A 17,943-nucleotide genomic window follows, 5' to 3' on the forward strand; every position below is an offset into this window, starting at 1 on the left:
TAAATGTGATTGGTTCAAGAATACTAGGAACAGGTTCTTATACACCATCTAATATAGTTTACAACAAAGATATAGAAAATATTGTAGATACTTCAGATAGCTGGATTAGAGAGAGAACTGGAATTGCAGAAAGAAGAATTTCGCTTGGAGAAGATACTTCAGAATTAGCAATAAAGTCAGCTTTAAAGGCTTTAGAAGATAGCGATGTAGATGGTAAAGAAATTGATTTAATTTTAGTAGCTACAGTTTCACCAGATAGTTTAATCCCATCAGTTGCATGTAATGTACAAAAGGAAATAGGTGCTGTAAATGCCATGGCTTTTGATATAAATGCTGCATGTAGTGGGTTTATATTTGCTCTAGACATAGCTAAGGGATACATAGAAACAGGTAGGGCTACAAAAGCTTTAATAATTGGAGCAGAGGTACTATCTAAAATTGTAAATTGGGAAGATAGAAATACTTGTGTATTATTTGGTGATGGAGCAGGAGCTGTAGTTATAGGAAAAGATTCCAAAGAGTATATAAGTTATATCAACTGTAAAAGTGTAGGATCTAAAGGTGAATCCCTTACTTGTGACATACTTCCTATGGAGAATCCATATGCTAAGAAAGTTATAAATAATAATAAGATTCAGATGAATGGAAAAGATATTTATAAGTTTGCTGTTAAGATTATGGAAGAAGAATTTAATAGAATTATTAAAGAAAGTAATATAAAAAAGGAAGAAATAGATTTTATACTTCCACATCAAGCTAATATAAGAATGATAGAAAGCTTTAGTAAGAAAGTTGGTATACCTTTATCTAAATTTATCATAAATTTAGATAAAAAAGGAAATACATCTGGTGCAAGTATTCCAATAGCTTTAGATGAGGCAAATATAAATGGTCAAATTCAACAAGGGAATAACATAGTAGTTATAGGATTTGGTGGTGGACTAACCTATGGTAGTGCACTGTTAAAATGGAATAAATAATTTTAAATTTATAGGAGGAATAAAAATGGTATTAGAAAGAGTAAAAAAAGTTATAGCAAAAGAATTAGGTGTAGAGGTTGAGGAATTAAATATACAAGCAAGTTTCACAGATGATTTAGGGATAGATTCTCTAGAAATATTTGAAATTGTAATGAGTTTAGAAGAAGAGTTTGACATTGAAATTCCAAATGAGGATATAGAAAACATTAAAAATGTTCAAGATATTTCAAGCTACATAGAAAGCAAAGTTAACTAAAACAAAGGGTCAGGTAGCTATCTATCTGACCTTAACCATAGGAGGTATATATGTTCAAATCAGATATATGTGAAGCTTTAGGAATACAATATCCCATAATTCAAGGGGCTATGGCTTGGATTGCAGATAGCACATTAGCAAGTAGTGTATCAAATGCGGGAGGGCTTGGAATTATAGCTGCAGGAAATAACTCTCCAGAAAATGTTAGATTAGAAATAAGAAGAGCTAAAGAATTAACAGATAAACCTTTTGGAGTAAACATAATGCTCCTTAGTGATAATGCAGATGAGGTTGCTAAGATTGTTTGTGAAGAAGGAGTAAAGGTTGTTACTACAGGTGCGGGAAACCCAGGAAAATATATGGATATGTGGAAAAAGCATAATATTACGGTTATTCCAGTAGTAGCATCAACAGGTCTTGCAAAACGAATGGAAAGAAGTGGAGCAGATATGGTAATTGCTGAAGGTTGTGAAGCTGGTGGACACATAGGCGAACTTACAACTATGGCACTTCTTCCTCAAGTGGTAGATGCAGTAAAAATACCTGTTATAGCAGCTGGTGGTATAGGTGACTCTAGAGGAATGTTAGCTGCATTAGCATTAGGTGCTAATGGATTCCAAGTAGGAACTAGGTTTCTTACAGCTAATGAATGTAATATCCATGAAAATTATAAAAATAAGGTAATAGAATCAAAGGATATAGATTCTATAGTTACGGGTAGAAGTACTGGGCATCCTGTAAGAGTTCTTAGAAATAGATTGTCTAGAGAATATTCAAAGCTTGAAAAGGCAGGTACATCACCTGAAGAATTAGAAAAATTAGGTGTTGGAGGACTTAGAAAAGCTGTTATAGAAGGGGATATAGATAATGGTTCTGTAATGGCAGGTCAAATTGCAGGATTAATAAAAAAACAAGAAAGTTGCGAAGATATAATTAAAGATTTTATAGAAGGTACTGAAAAATTACTTAAGTCTATGATAAATACATTTTAATTTTGAGAGGTAACTATGAAAAATATAGCATTTATTTTCCCAGGGCAAGGTAGCCAATATGTAGGGATGGGAAAGGAAATATATGAAGAATTTTTAGTGGCTAAGGAAGTATTCAATAAAGCTAACAAAATCTTAAATAAAGATATAGCAAGCCTTTGCTTTAATGGTCCAATAGAAGAATTAACTTCTACTGAAAACAATCAGGTTGCTATAGTAACACTTTCAATAGCATTATTTGAAATTTTAAAATCTTATGGAATAAATCCTAAGGTTGTTGCAGGATTAAGCCTTGGAGAATATTCTGCTCTAATCTCAAGTGAAATTATGAATTTTGAAGAAGGATTAAGAGTAGTAAGAGAAAGAGGAATATTCATGAAGCAAGATAGTGATGAAACTAACGGCTCCATGGCAGCTATCATTGGTGGGAAAATAGAAACTATAGAAAAAGTCTGTAATGAACTTAGTGATAAAGGAATAATAGGTATAGCAAATTATAATTGTAGTTCTCAAATTGTAATTTCAGGAGAGGATTTCTTAGTGGAAGAAGCTATGACAATTTTAAAGGATAAAGGTGCTAAGAAAATTGTTAAGTTACCAGTGAGTGGAGGTTTTCATACAGAATTAATGAAAAATGCATCTAAAAAATTAGGAGATGTATTAAGTGAGGTAACCTTTAATGAAAGTAATATAGAGGTAATACCTAATGTTACAGGAGAAGTTTTACAAAGTGTAATGGAACTTAGACAGTTGTTAGAATCTCAGGTTAAGTCTTCTGTTAAATGGCAAAATACCATAGAAAATATGATAGATATGGGAATTGATACTTTTATAGAAGTTGGACCAGGAAAAGCCCTTAGTGGTTTTATAAAGAAAATAAGTAAAGATGTAAAAATATTAAATGTTGAGGATAAAGAATCAATTTATAGTACATTGAAGTATTTACAAGAAGCTCATGTATAGGAGAGGATATAAAAATGTTTAAAGGAAAGAATGTGGTAGTTACTGGAGGCAGTAGAGGTATAGGAAGAGCTATAGCTTTAGAGTTTGGTAAAAAAGGGGCTAATGTGGTTATAAATTATGTTAGCAGTGATACAGAGGCGGAAAAAGTTGCCGAGGAAATAAAAAATCTTGGAGGAAATGCTATTTTAGTAAAAGGAGATGTAAGTAGTTTCGAAGAAGGAAAAAAACTAATAGATGAAACAGTAAAAGTTTTTGGAACTATAGACATATTAATTAATAATGCAGGAATAACAAAAGATGGATTAATTATGAGAATGAAAGAAGAGTATTTTGATAAGGTTATAGATATAAATCTTAAGGGCGTATTTAATACTTGTAAGAGTGCAGTATCTCATATGCTTAAACAGAGAAGTGGAAAGATTATAAACATTTCCTCTGTAGTAGGAGTTGTAGGGAATGCGGGGCAGGCAAACTATGCAGCATCTAAAGCCGGCGTTATAGGACTTACTAAGTCAATAGCTAAGGAAGTAGGAGCTAGAGGTATAACTGTAAATGCTGTAGCACCAGGATTTATAAAAAGTGATATGACTGATGTATTAAGTGAAAAAGTAAAGGATGGTATGTTAGGTTTAATTCCTTTAAATAGATTTGGAAATGTAGAAGATGTAGCAAGAACTGTAGCTTTTCTTGCATCAGAGGGTGGAGACTATATAACAGGTCAAGTTATAAATGTAGATGGCGGAATGGTAATGTAGTTATTTAAGGAGGACATATAAAGTGAATAGAAGAGTGGTAATCACGGGTATGGGAGCATTAACTCCTATCGGTAATGATATTAACAGCTTTTGGGATGGCGTTAAGAATGGTAAATGTGGCATAGATTTTATAAAATCTATGGATGTAGAAAAATTTAAAGTTAAAATAGCTGCAGAAGTTAAAGATTTCGATCCTACAGAAGTAATTGATAGAAAAGAAGCTAAGAGAATGGATAGATATTGTCAACTGGCTATGGCGGCAGCAGAGGAGGCAGTAAAATCTTCAAACTTAGATTTAGATAATATAGATAAATATAGATTAGGTGTTTTAATTAGTTCGGGAATTGGCGGACTTGAAACATTAGAAAATGAATATAAAAGAATGTTAGAAAGAGATACAACTAAAGTATCACCATTTTTAATTCCTATGATGATAGAGAATATGGCAGGGGGAAATGTTGCTATAAAATATGGTGCTAAGGGGCCATGCTTATCTGTAGTGACAGCTTGTGCTACAGGAACTAATAGTATAGGTGAAGCTTTTGAGATGATAAAGGCAAATAGAGCAGAGGTAATGATTACAGGAGGTACAGAGGCATCTATAACATCAATAGGTCTTGCTGGATTTACTGCATTAACGGCTTTAAGTAAGAGTGAGGATCCTAAAAAAGCATCTACTCCTTTTGATAAAAATAGAAGTGGATTCGTAATGGGTGAAGGAGCAGGAGTTTTAATTTTAGAAGAGCTTGAGCATGCAAAATCAAGGGGAGCTAAAATATATGGTGAAATTACTGGATATGGAGCTACTTGTGATGCATATCATATCACTCAGCCTAGTGCTGATGGAGAAGGGGCAGCAAGGTCTATGCAACTTGCAATTGAAGAAGGAAATGTAAGTCTAGAAGATATTTCATATATTAATGCTCACGGAACTAGTACTCCATATAATGATAAATTTGAAACTATAGCTATAAAGAATCTATTTAAAGAGCAAGCTTATAAAATCCCAGTTAGTTCTACAAAATCCATGACAGGACATTTATTGGGAGCATCAGGTGCTATAGAATCAATTGTATGTATAAAAGCTTTAGAGGAAGGATTTATTCCAGCTACTATTGGTCTTGAAGAGAAGGATGAGGATTGTGATTTAGATTATGTTCCTAATGTGGGTAGAAAGGCTGAACTTAAATATGCTTTATCTAATTCTTTAGGATTTGGTGGTCATAATGCTACACTTTTATTTAAGAAATGGGAGGAATAAATGATGAATTATGAAGCAATTGAAAGGCTTATTAAATTAATAAATGATTCCGCTCTAAAGGAATTAGAATTAGAAGAAGCTGGACTTAGAATAAGGATGAGCAAAAATGATTCTAGTAAAGTTTTTTATAATGAAGATGCTAGAGCATTAAATCAATCTACAATGATAGATAAATGTGATAGAGAGTTTGTTAATCATATTAATGTAAATGATACTACTTCAGTAGTATCTACAAAGCATGAAGAAATAATTACTGAAGAAATAGCTACTGAAGAGAGTAAATTAGAAGAATGCTTTATAGTTAAGTCACCTATGGTAGGAACATATTATTCTTCACCTACAGAAAATGGAGAACCTTATGTAAAAATAGGAGATTCAGTATCAAAGGAGTCAATTCTTTGCATAATTGAAGCTATGAAATTGATGAATGAAATTGAATGTGAAGCTGAAGGAACAGTGACTAAAATATTTGTTAATAATGGAGATGTAGTAGAATTTGGTCAGCCTATAATGGCGATAAAACTTTAAAAATATAGATTATATAGAGGAGGTAATATAAATAATGTTAGACGCAATAGAAAGCGATGTAATAAAACTTAATATAAAAGAAATACAGGAAATAATACCTCATAGATATCCATTTCTATTTGTAGATCAAATAGAAGGTTTAGAACCAATGAGAAAAGCAGTAGGATATAAGAATGTAACTATGAATGAATACTTTTTTCAAGGGCATTTTCCAGAGGAGCCTGTATTACCTGGAGTAATAATAGTTGAGGCACTAGCCCAAGTTGGTGCTATTGCATTACTTTATGATGAAAAGTTTAGAGGTAAGATAGCTTATTTTGGTGGGATAAAAAATGCTAGGTTTAGGAGAAAAGTTGTACCTGGTGATAGATTAAAACTAGAAGTTGAAATTATAAAGATAAAAGGACCAATGGGTATTGGTAAAGGAATTGCAACAGTTGATGGAGTAGTAGCTTGTGAATGCGAATTAACCTTCGCAGTAGGAGTATAAAAGTAAGAGAGGTAGCCATATGTTTAAAAAGATATTAATTGCTAATAGAGGAGAAATTGCAGTTAGAATAATTAGGGCTTGTAGAGAAATGGGAATACAAACTGTAGCTGTATATTCTGAAGGTGATAAAGAAGCTTTGCATGCTCAAATGGCAGATGAGTGTGTTTGTATTGGACCATCAGCCTCAAAGGATAGTTATCTAAATGAAAATAATATATTGAATGCTACTATTTTAAAAGGTGCAGAGGCTATTCATCCAGGGTTTGGATTTTTATCAGAAAATAGTAGATTCGCCAAGATGTGTGAAGAATGTAACATTAAATTTATAGGACCCACAGCAGAAAATATAAACAATATGGGAAACAAATCTAAAGCTAGGGAACTTATGGAAGAAGCGGATATACCAGTAGTGCCAGGTTCAAAGGGAATTATAAATAATGAAGAAGAAGCTATAGCAATAGCTAATGAAATAGGATATCCAGTAATGATAAAGGCCTCTAGCGGAGGTGGGGGAAAAGGAATTAGGATTGTAAATAATGAGAGTCAGCTTATAAGTGATTTTAATGCAGCAAAGAGAGAAGCAAAAGTTTCATTTAATGATGATTCGATGTATATAGAAAAATTTATAGAAAAACCAAGACATATAGAAATACAGCTCATAGCAGATAATTATGGAAATACAGTTTATCTGGGAGAACGTGAATGTTCTATACAAAGAAAAAATCAAAAGGTGTTAGAAGAAGCACCGTCAGTATTTATAGATGATAGTATGAGAAAAAAAATGGGAGAGACTGCAGTTAATGCAGCTAAATCCATAGGGTATGTAAATGCTGGAACTATAGAATTTCTGGTAGATAAGCATAAGAAGTTCTATTTTATGGAGATGAATACTAGAATACAGGTAGAGCATCCTGTAACAGAAATGGTAACAGGAGTTGACTTAATAAAGGAGCAAATTAGAGTAGCTTATGGAGAAAAGTTAAGTTTTTCACAAGAAGATATAAAAATTGTAGGTCACTCTATTGAATGTAGAATAAATGCAGAGGATCCTTATAAAAATTTTAGACCTTGTCCAGGTGAAATAACTAATTTATATGTACCAGGTGGAAACGGTGTTAGGTTAGATTCTGCAGTATATCAAGGATATAAAATTCCACACTGTTATGACTCAATGATTGGTAAACTTGTAGTTCATGGTAAAGATAGAGAAGAAGCTATAAGTAAAATGAAAAGAGCATTAAGTGAATTCATAATAGAAGGAGTTAGTACTAACATAGACCTTCAGCTTGATATTTTAGCTAATGAGAGTTTTGTAGAAGGAACTTTTGATACAAGTTTCTTAGAAACATATCTCAATGGGGCTAAATAGTTTAAATCTAAATGAGGTAATTATATGAAAGATTTAAGGTCATTATTTAAAAAAAATGTTTATATAGAAGTAAAACCAAGTAATAAAGATGGAGATATAGAAAAAAGACCACAAGTACCTGATGGAATGTGGATTAGATGTCCTAAATGTGGTAATACCATATATAGGGGAGATTTAATAAATAATTTAAAAGTATGTTATTCTTGCGGAGGACATTTTAGACTTACAGCAAGAGAAAGAATTAAGCAAATAATCGATGAAGGAACATTTAAAGAATTATTTGCAGATATGATTTCAGACAATCCTTTAGACTTCCCAGAATATACGGAGAAGGTAAGTAAGATACAAAGAGTTACTAACATGAAGGAAGCTGTTATATCAGGTATAGGGAAGATAGACGGTAATACTGTAGTTATATGTGTTATGGATAGTAATTTTCTTATGGGAAGTATGGGAAGTGTAGTTGGAGAAAAGATTACACGAGCTATAGAATTAGCAACAAAGGAAGAACTACCAATAGTAATATTTACTTGCTCTGGAGGAGCAAGAATGCAAGAAGGAATATTTTCTCTTATGCAAATGGCCAAAACATCAGCAGCATTATCTTATCATAATGATAAAGGGTTACTATATATATCTGTACTAACAGATCCAACCACTGGAGGAGTAACAGCAAGTTTTGCAATGATAGGAGATATAATACTTGCTGAACCTAATGCACTTATTGGATTCGCAGGACGAAGAGTTATTGAGCAAACCATAAAGCAAAAGCTACCAGATAATTTTCAGACAGCTGAATTTCTTTTGGAAAAAGGCTATGTAGATAAGGTTGTACACAGGAAGGATATGAAGAGTACTCTTGGTACTATTATAAAATTACATGTGAATTGAAGTTACAAAGAATAGAGGTGTTGGAAGTAGATGGATAACAAGTTTAACTCGTGGGAAAAGGTAAGCATAGCACGTAGTATTAAGAGACCTACAGCACTTAACTATATTAATAGTATATTTGAGGATTTTATAGAGTTAAAAGGCGATAGAGGCTATGGAGATGATAGTGCCATAGTATGTGGTATAGCTAAATTTGAAAATAGAAGTGTTACAGTTATTGGAATACAAAAGGGCAATAGTACCAAAGAAAATATAGAAAGAAATTTTGGAATGCCAAAGCCAGAGGGGTATAGAAAAGCATTAAGACTTATGCTCCAAGCAGAAAAATTTAAAAGACCTGTAATTATTTTTGTAGATACTCCAGGTGCCTTTTGTGGAATAGAATCAGAAGAGCGTGGTATAGGGGAGGCAATTGCTAAAAACCTTATGACTATGAGTAACTTAAAGGTTCCTATAGTTTCTATGATTATAGGAGAAGGTGGAAGCGGAGGGGCATTAGCTCTTGCTGTTGCTGATGAGGTATGGATGCTTGAAAATTCTATATACTCAATTTTATCGCCAGAAGGATTTGCATCTATTTTATATAAAGATGTATCTAAAGCTAAAGAGGCAGCTGAAATTATGAAAATAACATCTTCAGATTTATTAAGTTTAGGAGTTATTGATAGAATTGTTAAAGAACCTAAAGGCGGAGCTCAGGAAGATTCTAATAAAATGATTTTAAGTATAAAAGCCAATTTAAAAGAAGTATTAGGAAGATTGAGCAAAGAACCTATAGATTCCTTATTAACTAAGAGATATTATAAGTTTAGAAAGTTAGGGAAATATATAGAATAAATTAATAAAATATGGTAATATATGACTAATTATAATTTAGTATTGATGTAAATTGTTTTAACTTATAGTAAAATGATTATAATACTAATAATAATTGGTCTTATTTTATTTTGTTAATATATAATTAAATAAGTGATCAAAATCACTATTCTAATATAGAAAAGACCATAATTAAAATTAAGTAATTAAAATGAATGTAGTAAAAGCTATAAATTTATAAATGAGAGGAATATGATATATGGATAACAAAGTAGTTTTAGTAGTTGATTCTGGTAGTGACTTATCTATTGAATTTATAAATCAACCTAACATAGTAGGTCTACCTATTGGGTGTAACTTTAAAGGTAGAAATATAGAGGATTATTTTGGTCAAACTTTAGATATTAAAGAGTTTTATAATGGTTTAAGAGCTGGAGAGATGTATACTACATCTCAAATTAATGTATATAAATTTGAAGAGGCTTTTAAAAACATTATAAAAGAAGGAAAATCAATTATTTATATTGGATTATCTTCAGGATTATCAGGGACTGTAGATAATGCAAGGAATGCATTTTTAAGTGTGAAAGAAGAATATCCGGATAGTGATATAACTATAATAGATACATTATCTGCTAGTATGGGAATAGGATTATTAGCATATAAGGTTTATGATATGATGAAAGAAAATAAATCAAAGGAAGAGATAGTAGAGTTTGTGGAAGGAATAAAGCTTAAAGTAAATCATTACTTTACAGTAGATGATTTAAATCATTTAAAAAGAGGTGGAAGAGTGTCAAGTTCTGCTGCAACAGTAGGAACTTTACTTAATGTAAAGCCGGTACTTCATATGGATAATGCAGGGAAGCTAATACCCCTCAATAAAGTTAGGGGCAGAAAGAAGGCTATGCTAGAGCTTGTTAAAAAATTTGAAGAAAGAAGCAGAGGAGAAGATCAGCTAATAACGATATCTCATGGAGATTGTTTAGAAGATGCAAAGGCATTAGAAGCGTTATGTAGAAGAAGTGGAAGAGTCAAGGAGTGTATAATTAATAATTTAGGACCAACTATAGGAAGTCATACTGGAGCAGGATTATTAGCACTATTTTTTATTGGTAATGGCAGAGAAGAGTAAACAAATCAGTAGATTGTGAGTATATAGGTATTATAGATGTTAAATTATGACCTAATTAAATTTAATATTTAAGATGGGAGGCTGATTATGAAGAGTACAAGATTACTTAAAATAATCAAAAATATCAAAAGAAAATCCCAACTTAAAGATGAGATAATCAATAGAAAAAACTATGTATATAATAGAGCAAGAGCTAAAGCTTATGCTGAAGCTTACGCCGAGACTCCTAATACAAAAGAATATCCTGTATTTAAGGATAATGATTGTACTAATTTTATAAGTCAAGTTTTAGTAGCTGGTGGAATGAAAATGAAGGGGTCAGATTATAGAAAGTTTACAGATTGGTTTTGCTATACTAAAGATCCAATGGCTTTAAAGAGAATTTCTCTAACATGGAGAAGTGCTGAATACTTTAGAAAGTATTGGGGAAATAAAGATGGTGAAGGAAATAATATGGCAAATGAATTCAAAGAGTTAACAGTAGAGGAAGCAATAGCTAGGTTTGATGAACTATATACTTATATAATGATAGGTGATGTTATACAATATGCAGATAGCAATAAAAAAATATATCATTCTCAAGTAGTACATGCTAAAGAGTTTAATATAGCATTAAATAGAAATGATTTATTTATAGCTCAGCATACATTAAATAGAAAGCATGTATCTTTATATGAATATCTAAAGTTATTAAAGAATAAAAAGGGAAGATATATTTATATTTATCATTTTTAATTTCTTTGAAAGTTTTGTAGATGTATTTCTACAAAACTTTTTTACTAATACTCACTATTAAAATATGGTAAGAAGGAATAAGTGATATAATAGAAGTAAAGCATATAGTATATAAAATACAATAATTTTATACTAGGTTTATACATAAATGTATGAGGCGAATTACGATGGAGGTTAATATGGATAAATTAAATAGAAATGATAGTTGTTGGTGTGGTAGCGGATTAAAATATAAAAAGTGTCATATGGAGCAAGATAAGTATTTAGAAAAATTAAGTGAGCAATATGGATATAAAATACCAAGAGATATTATAAAATCACAAAAAGACATAGAGGGAATAAGAAAAAGTTGTGCTCTAACTAAAGAGATACTAGATATGGTAGAAGAAAGAATAACAGTAGGAATATCTACAGAAGAAGTAAATAAATGGGTTCATGAATATACAGTATCCCATGGAGCATATCCTGCCCCTTTGGGATATCATGGTTTTCCTAAGAGCACGTGTGTATCTATAAATAGTGTGGTTTGTCATGGTATACCAGACGAAGAAACTATAATAAAAGATGGTGATATAGTTAATGTTGATGTAACTTGTATTTTAGATGGTTATTATGGTGATTCAAATAGAACATTTCTTATGGGTAATGTTAGTGATAAGGCAAGAGACTTGGTACAAACTGCTAAAGAGTGCTTAAAGGTGGGAATAGAACAAATAAAACCTTTCAATACTTTAGGAGATATAGGATTTGCTATAAGTCAGCTTGCAACTAGCAAAGGATATTCTGTAGTTTATGATTATGGTGGTCATGGTGTAGGTAATGAATTTCATGAAGAACCTTTTGTACCTCATATAGGACAAAGAGGCGAAGGAATGATTCTTATACCAGGAATGACATTTACAGTAGAACCAATGATAAATGAAGGTGTGCCTGAAACTGTTGTATTAGATGATAACTGGACTGCTGTTACAGAAGATAATAAATTATCTGCACAGTGGGAACACACCATACTAGTTACTAAGGATGGTTATGAAATATTAACCTAACTTATATTTGCATACAATAATTTAAAAATTTAATGTTAAATTGAATATTTTTGTCTAAAAATAAAAGAAATTATTTTGTCATTAAGAATAGGTGTAAGTACATTGTTATGACATCGTATGGTATAATATGTAATAAAGATGGATTGTTAAGAGTCATTTAGCAATAATCTACATTAAACTTTTAATTATTTTAGGTAGGTAGGTACTAAGTATGAAGATAATTAATGAAAGATATAGAATAGTTGAATTATTAAATCAAAATAGAATTTATTCTGTATATGAAGCCATAGACATAGATAATAACATGTCTATGGTAAACATTTATGTCGTAAATAATTCTAATATAGAAAAGAAATTAATTAGTTTTTGTATATCTGAATATGAAAAAATACCTACTATAAAAAGTGATGTTATTAAAATTTTAGATTTTGGTGTAGTAAACAGTGTATATAACAAAGATAAGAAGGAGAATTACTATTATACTACAGAGGTATATAATGATTATCAATTATTACTAGATGCTGTAGAAGGAATTTCTGAAGAAACCTTAATTAAAGTATTTTTAGAAATATGTATAGTAGCATATAATCAAAATTACAATTATATGAAAGTGGTTCCATTTAGTGACGACAATATATATGTAAGTTTAGATTTTAAAGTTAAATTAAAAGATAAATTAACTGCGCTTTTACAATCAAGAGAAATAGGTATAGCTAGTCATTCAGAAGATATAGAAGATATTGTAGAGGGTGCTTCTAATAAATTTAATGAAGAAAGATATTATATAAATAGATTATGTGAAATATTAATTAATATTTCATTAAAAAACAAAGGAAGATATAGGGATTCCAAAATTTTCAAAATGATTATAAAATGCATGGAAAATAATGAAGGACAAGAATATAAAGAGTTATTTGGAGTAAAACTATATAATTTAATAGATAAACTCTGCAATAGTAAAAATAATTCTATAAGCAGCATTTTTGATATCATTAAACAAGTTAATTCAATATATAACATGAACTTTAAATATAAAGTTAATAGTGAAGGAAGAGATTTAAATTTTAATATACCTTTAATAGGTAGAAATGAAGAGATAAAAATGATTATGGAGTCCGTAAATCATATAGTTAAATATCATGAAACTAAAAATATCATATTAGTTCATGGAGCAATTGGGGTAGGTAAGACTAGATTATTAAAACATATAAAATACATTATGAACATTAAAGAAAATAAAAGACTTAATTGTTTTTATATGAAAAGTAATAAAGAAGAAGCTACAAAGGTTACTATTACACAGTTATTAAGAAAAATAGTAAGTATTGCAGATAAAAACTTAATTAGCAAATACAAAAAAGAAATAATGCTTTTAGTTCCAGACATATATGGAGACGATAATCAGGAAAGTTTGGATTATTTTAAACTAGACAGCAAAGAAAGGCTTATGCTTATAGCTAAGATATCATCATTCATGCAAGAATATTACCATGATAATCCAGGACTAATTATCATAGATGATATGAATATGTATGATACATTAACATTAAATTTAATGCAATATATGTTGAATAAAACGTATTTTAGAAGCAATGTTCTTATTATTATAGGATATAGGGATGGAGATTGTCTTAATAACAATAATTTCACACAGTTTATTGAATACATTGCAGACAAAGTTGCGTTAAATGTTCATCTTAGATCATTAACAGAGAGTGATTCTGCAAAGATGCTGAGAAATATATTAAATGTTGAAAAAATATCAGATGAATTTATAGGTACATTTTATAAATATTCAATGGGAAACCCATTATTTATAGAAGAATCTTTAAAGGATTTATGCAATAGAAAAATCATATATATAAACGAAGAAGATGGTAAGTGGCATAAGCCTAATAACCATGATATGTATATGCCAATGAATATGGAAAAGGTCTGTGAAGATCAATTAAAAGATGTGGACAAACTATCATATGAAATTTTATATATAATTTCATTCTTTTATACTCCAATGCCAGTAAAAGTTTTAAAAGAAGTACTTGGAACAAATGGAAGCTACGTAGATGATATAGTTGCTCAGTTGGTATCTAAGGGCATATTATATAGTAGCATAGGAGATAATGGATTTGTATATACATTTTACAATAAATTTTTAAGAAGCTATTTATATAAGGATTTAGATCAATTTTTAAAAGAAAACACCCATAGAAAAATAGTAGTAGTACTTGAAGGATATTGTTATGAGGAATTAAATATTTATATAGAAGAACTTATATATCATCTTGAAATCTTAGGGCTTAGTAGAAAACTTATACACTATTATCAAAAGAATGAAGAAAGATTAGAGAGTATTAATAGTGTAAATGAAGCTATAAGATGCAGCTTTAAGATTCTAGAAACCATTGATAAGTTTGAAAATAGAGATGAATTTATTAAAGATGAAATAGAAACTAATATGAATTTGGGTAAATTATACAATAGTATATCTGAAAAAAGTGTTGCTATAGAATATTATATTAAGGCTCGAGAACTAAGTAAACATCAGGAGCTGATAATTACTAGCATAGATATTATGATAGAAATGATATGGATATACATGGATTTATGTAATGAGGCAGAGATAGAGTATTATACAAAGGAGCTATCAAAGGCACTAGAAAATGTAGATTATTTAAAAGGTACTATAGAATATTTAAGAATAAGAATAAGAAATTCATATAATACTGGTGAATATGAGAAAATTAAAGATATATGCAATCAAGGTATAAGTCTTTGCAAAGAAGAGCATATGGATTATAAAGTTGGTTTCTATAATAGTTATTGTAATGCATTAATTGCACAAAGTAAGGAAAAAGAAGCTTTAAAGATATTAAAAGAAACGGTTACTGAATGTTATGAAAAGAACTACATCAAAGCATTACCAAGAATATATAATAGTATTGGAGTAATATATTGTGACTATATTCAATGTGGAGAAGATGCATTAAAGTGGTTTAATAAGCTTCATGACGTAAGTAAATGTGAGGAAAATAAATATTATGAAGTAACAGCTTTGTCTAATATAGGATTCTCAAAATATATTTTAGTAAATTATGATGAAGCATACAATTATCTTAATCAAGGGTCTAATATAGCTACTCAAAATGAATTAATATATATGAATTTTTATAATTATGTGTATATAGCAGCTACATTATATAAGCAAGGAAAGTATTCAGAATGCTTTAGATATATAGATATATGTAATAAGTATATAGAAAGAAATTCAATTTTTGAGCAAGAATTAACACCATACTATATATTAGAATATTATGTAAATTGCTTAATTGGTAAAAGAAAAGAAGCTATGGAGTACTTATTAGAAGGTAAAAAAGCTTTTGATAATACTAATTCTTTAATGAGATATAAAATGGAGCTACTCTGCATTATAAATAAGATACTTTTAGATAGAGAATTGAAGAGTGTGGAAGATATAATTGAGGCTAGTGAAAAGATATTATATATAGATTTAAGGGTATCAATGTTATGTGATGCAATTTTACAACTTCTAAATCAAAACCTAAATGGTATAGCTGTAGAAATGTTCAATTATATTAAAAATTTTGAAGATCAAATAAAATCTAATCTTAATAAGTTAACATTAATATATATTGAAGCTGTTATAGATAAATGTGTTCCTATTAGCATTTTGGAAGAGACATTAGATTTATATAAGGAAATTAAAAATCCTAATTTAACTTGGAAAATATATTATAAAATAGGATATAGCTACTATAACAATGGGAATAAGGCTAAAGCAGCTTTATATATTTCAGAAGCTTGTGATATAATACAGGATATTTTATTGCAAATACCTAAAAATTATAGAAAATCTTTTTTGCAGAATGAAGGAAATATGGTAGCTTGTTTTGAAATATTATTACAAATAAAAAGCTACTATAATCAAAGAAAAGGAATAAAGTTAGATCGAATAAGTATTAATGCAACAGAAAATATCGAAGACTTATTTCAAATTATATTAGAGAGTGATTTTATAAATGATGAATTTATAAAATCTTTAAAGAATTCATCTCAAGATTATTTAAAAGATATTGATAGTATTGAGGATTTGCTAAATAATTTATGTGGAAATAGTCAAGATAGTATGGAGATTATATGCAAGTATATAAGTTATATTAGCCTAGCAACTAAAACTAGTATAATAATAGAGAATAACAACAGATTTTCTGTAGTAGCAAGTAATGATAATATTTTAGAACTGCCTGAGGATATGTCTATAGTTAACATAGCTAGAAATAAGGGAATACCTATTAGGTTAAGCAGAAAAGTTATTAGTGATGCAAATGGGAATATATTAAGTTATGATATTGAAAATAATATAAAAGCAGCTATGTGTATACCTATAACTAAAATTTCTAGAAATAGTAGGGGTATGAGTAAATATGATTATAATCATGATGTGGTAGGATATATATATGTAGAAAGTGGAAGGAAACTAAATAACATAAATCAGAACTCAATCGATCAGTGTGTAACTATAGGTAGAATTTTATACATGATAATTGATAAACTCAACATTAAGAGAAATTCCACTATAGACAAGTTAACTAATACATTAACTAGAAGATATTTGGAATCGTTTATTCATGAACAGATAGATAGGTCCTTTAATCTTAACTCTGAATTTTCAACTATAATGGTAGATATAGATAAATTTAAAACTATTAACGATACCTTTGGACATAGAATGGGAGACCAAGTATTAAGTAAGATATGTGAAGTAATAATAAAAAATATTCGACAAGTTGATGCAGTAGGAAGATATGGGGGAGAAGAGTTTATTATAGTATTGCCTGATACTGGTATAGAGGAAGCTAAGAATATAGCTGAAAGAATTAGAGTGAAAATTTATGAAGCCAAAGTTATGGGAGATAAGAGAGCGGTAACAGTAAGTTTAGGTGTAGCTAACTATCCTAATCATACAACTACCTATGAGGAACTTATCGAAAAAACAGATCAAGCTTTGTATGCAGCTAAAAATAGTGGACGTAATGCTACAAGAGTATGGGATGAATCCTATGGTTCTAAAATAAGCACTACTAATAAATTAAGTGGTATATTTGTGGGTAGTGAAAATCAAGACTATAAAAATGTATCTACTTTAATTGAATTCATAGATTTGATTAATGCAGAAGGGGATGTAGATGAGAAAATTGCCATTACAATCAATAGAATTACAGAAATTACTGAAGCTGACTCATGTACATTATTTACCGTAGAACAAGGAAAATTAGTAAATAGATATTCTAAAACTACAGGTAAAACTAATGATGAATTTGATGAAATACGTAACTACAGAAGAATTATGTCTGCAATAGAATCTGAAGAAAACATTTGCGGAGTAGATTGGGACTATTTAGATGAATATGATGAAATTAGAAATATTCCTGATTTAAAATCTAATATTATAGCTTTACTTAAAGGCAAACTAGATATAATAGGAGTAATATATTTAATTGCATCAATCAATCATAAGGAATTTACTTATGATGAATTAAATTTTGTTAATACTCTAGGTAAAATAATTGTTCCAATCCTAAAAGAATAGGGATAGTACTAAATTCATAGGTATGAAATTAGAGAACTAGTTTCATACCTTTTATTATAATAAAAGTTGATAATTAATAAAAAGTTAAAAATCTATATTTTTACATATGGTATATATAATA

General features: G+C 29.6%; 15 protein-coding genes. All 15 read left to right on the forward strand.

Annotation, left to right across the window (positions count from 1 at the left end):
• Positions 1-5 precede the first annotated feature (5 nt).
• Complete coding sequence (locus tag ABDZ93_RS07790; protein WP_343825240.1) at positions 6-980, forward strand: beta-ketoacyl-ACP synthase III; 975 nt, start codon at positions 6-8, stop codon at positions 978-980.
• A 25-nt stretch (positions 981-1,005) separates the two neighbouring features.
• A complete protein-coding gene (acpP, locus tag ABDZ93_RS07795) occupies positions 1,006-1,236 on the forward strand; it encodes an acyl carrier protein (RefSeq protein WP_035134562.1) in 231 nt (76 codons plus the stop codon).
• Between the two features lie 50 nt (positions 1,237-1,286).
• Positions 1,287-2,228 (forward strand): enoyl-[acyl-carrier-protein] reductase FabK, encoded by a 942-nt coding sequence (gene fabK / locus ABDZ93_RS07800; RefSeq protein ID WP_343825242.1) that lies wholly within the window; start codon positions 1,287-1,289, stop codon positions 2,226-2,228.
• 15 nt (positions 2,229-2,243) lie between these two features.
• Entirely contained in the window at positions 2,244-3,188 is a 945-nt protein-coding gene (gene fabD / locus ABDZ93_RS07805) for an ACP S-malonyltransferase (protein WP_343825244.1), read from the forward strand.
• A 14-nt stretch (positions 3,189-3,202) separates the two neighbouring features.
• A complete protein-coding gene (gene fabG / locus ABDZ93_RS07810) occupies positions 3,203-3,943 on the forward strand; it encodes a 3-oxoacyl-[acyl-carrier-protein] reductase (RefSeq protein WP_343825246.1) in 741 nt (246 codons plus the stop codon).
• Positions 3,944-3,965: 22 nt separating this feature from the next.
• Positions 3,966-5,204 carry a beta-ketoacyl-ACP synthase II gene (gene fabF / locus ABDZ93_RS07815; protein WP_343825248.1) on the forward strand — a complete coding sequence of 413 codons (1,239 nt, stop codon included), beginning with the start codon at positions 3,966-3,968 and terminating at the stop codon, positions 5,202-5,204.
• Entirely contained in the window at positions 5,205-5,732 is a 528-nt protein-coding gene (gene accB / locus ABDZ93_RS07820; RefSeq protein WP_343825249.1) for an acetyl-CoA carboxylase biotin carboxyl carrier protein, read from the forward strand. It abuts the gene before it with no gap.
• 34 nt (positions 5,733-5,766) lie between these two features.
• Positions 5,767-6,222, forward strand: coding sequence for a 3-hydroxyacyl-ACP dehydratase FabZ (fabZ, locus tag ABDZ93_RS07825; RefSeq protein ID WP_343825251.1), 456 nt, complete (start codon positions 5,767-5,769; stop codon positions 6,220-6,222).
• A gap of 19 nt (positions 6,223-6,241) precedes the next feature.
• Positions 6,242-7,591, forward strand: a complete 1,350-nt coding sequence (locus tag ABDZ93_RS07830; RefSeq protein WP_343825253.1) for an acetyl-CoA carboxylase biotin carboxylase subunit — start codon at positions 6,242-6,244, stop codon at positions 7,589-7,591.
• 24 nt (positions 7,592-7,615) lie between these two features.
• The gene (gene accD, locus ABDZ93_RS07835) at positions 7,616-8,482 is read left to right on the forward strand and encodes an acetyl-CoA carboxylase, carboxyltransferase subunit beta (RefSeq protein WP_343825255.1); all 867 of its coding nucleotides are present in this window, start codon (positions 7,616-7,618) and stop codon (positions 8,480-8,482) included.
• Between the two features lie 30 nt (positions 8,483-8,512).
• Positions 8,513-9,319, forward strand: a complete 807-nt coding sequence (locus tag ABDZ93_RS07840; protein ID WP_343825256.1) for an acetyl-CoA carboxylase carboxyltransferase subunit alpha — start codon at positions 8,513-8,515, stop codon at positions 9,317-9,319.
• 238 nt (positions 9,320-9,557) lie between these two features.
• Positions 9,558-10,433, forward strand: coding sequence for a DegV family protein (locus ABDZ93_RS07845; RefSeq protein WP_343825257.1), 876 nt, complete (start codon positions 9,558-9,560; stop codon positions 10,431-10,433).
• 87 nt (positions 10,434-10,520) lie between these two features.
• Positions 10,521-11,168: an amidase domain-containing protein gene (locus ABDZ93_RS07850; RefSeq protein ID WP_343825259.1), complete on the forward strand. Its 648-nt coding sequence runs from the start codon at positions 10,521-10,523 to the stop codon at positions 11,166-11,168.
• Between the two features lie 179 nt (positions 11,169-11,347).
• Positions 11,348-12,214: a type I methionyl aminopeptidase gene (gene map, locus ABDZ93_RS07855; protein ID WP_343825260.1), complete on the forward strand. Its 867-nt coding sequence runs from the start codon at positions 11,348-11,350 to the stop codon at positions 12,212-12,214.
• 211 nt (positions 12,215-12,425) lie between these two features.
• Positions 12,426-17,822: a diguanylate cyclase gene (locus ABDZ93_RS07860; RefSeq protein ID WP_343825262.1), complete on the forward strand. Its 5,397-nt coding sequence runs from the start codon at positions 12,426-12,428 to the stop codon at positions 17,820-17,822.
• The last annotated feature ends 121 nt before the right edge of the window (positions 17,823-17,943 follow it).

It is taken from the genome of Clostridium subterminale, from assembly GCF_039521425.1.
Taxonomy (GTDB): domain Bacteria; phylum Bacillota; class Clostridia; order Clostridiales; family Clostridiaceae; genus Clostridium_J; species Clostridium_J subterminale.